We start from the raw sequence: 1,272 nt of genomic DNA, 5'->3' as shown, positions 1-1,272 counted from the left end.
CGGGTCGGGTTGACCGTGGCCCAGCAGGCGCTGTGGGAGCGAACCTCGGCGAGGACCTTGTCGCAGGAATTCGCCCATAAGGCACTGGTGGGCCGCTGGCGAGGTGCCCGCGCGGAGCGCGGGTCCTTTTCCTGCGGCCCCCAGTCCGAACGACGCATGCGACTTTCACCGCACGTCGCTCTCCGGTGACTACTGCGTGAGCTGCGATTTCGGCTGCCCCGTGTGGATGGAGTCATGGCAGGTCCGGCAGACCACGAGGGTCTTGCGCCGTCGCCTGGCCATGAGCTCCGCCCATGCGGGTTGCGGCCGTCCCGGCCGGGCGAGGTCAGCGAGGCGTCGGACGTGGTGCACCGAGATGCCGTCGTCGGCCTTGCAGATCTCGCAACGGTTCGCCAGGAGCCGGGTGACCAGCTCTTTGTGGCGGATGGTACCCGGGACCAGGACGCGGTCGGTGATGGCCGCGTCCTTGTTGCGCCGTAGTGGAATGCCTCCGAACCGTGCGACCAGTGGCTTCCTGCCGCTGCGTTCGATTCTGGCTTCGAAGCACTTGCGCGGCCCGTGCGGCGTGGCGATGGTGGCCGCGTATTTGCGGGCCATCTTCGCCACCGACGAGCGGTGCTTGTTGGCCAGAGTCTTCAGCAGCGAGGTCTCCATGACCCAACCGAGCCGGTGGAGACGATGGACGTTCCCGGCCAGCAGGTAGTACTGGACGATGCCCCGCCACTCGGACCCGTAGGTGTTGACGATGGTGTGGTCGTCTTCATTGATCAGACGGGGCCTGCCCTCAGGTTTGCCGCGAGACAGGTAGGGGGCCTTCTTAGCCTTGATCACCGATGCCGGCACCTTGAGGCTGACGACGCCGTTGGCGCTGCGCCGGCCGCGCGTGACCTTGCGGTCGTTGTGCAGCACGGTGATCTCATAGCCGAGGAAACGCGCCGCCTGGGTGCGGGCGTGCGTGATCAGTGTCTTGTCCGCCGACAGCTCCAGCGCGAGTTCGTCGCGCAGGAACGCGGTCAGGCGAGCTTTGATCTCCTCGGCTTCGGCCTTGGGTCCGGTGAACCCGAGCAGGGTGTCGTCGCAGTACCGGACGTAGCGCAGCCGCCGGAAGCCGGGATCTTGGGGATCCCCGCTGGGCATGCTGCGCAACTGCTTGCGCAACTCCCGCGCCGTGGCGTGGTCTCCGCGCTTGTGCGCCCGGTCTCTGGCGGCGCGCACCCTGGCATAGGCGGTGTCCTGCCTGCGGATCCGCCCTCGGGTGTAGTGCGGGATCAG

1 protein-coding gene is annotated in these 1,272 nt (G+C 67.5%); it reads right to left on the bottom strand.

Annotation, left to right across the window (positions count from 1 at the left end):
* Positions 1-189: 189 nt before the first annotated feature.
* The coding region (locus AB0C27_RS56150) for a group II intron reverse transcriptase/maturase (protein WP_357863651.1) at positions 190-1,272 on the bottom strand (1,083 nt) is incomplete at its 5' end.

The organism is Nonomuraea sp. NPDC048882, assembly GCF_040649755.1.
GTDB lineage: Bacteria > Actinomycetota > Actinomycetes > Streptosporangiales > Streptosporangiaceae > Nonomuraea > Nonomuraea maheshkhaliensis.
This window is presented reverse-complemented; position numbering and strand designations above follow the sequence as displayed.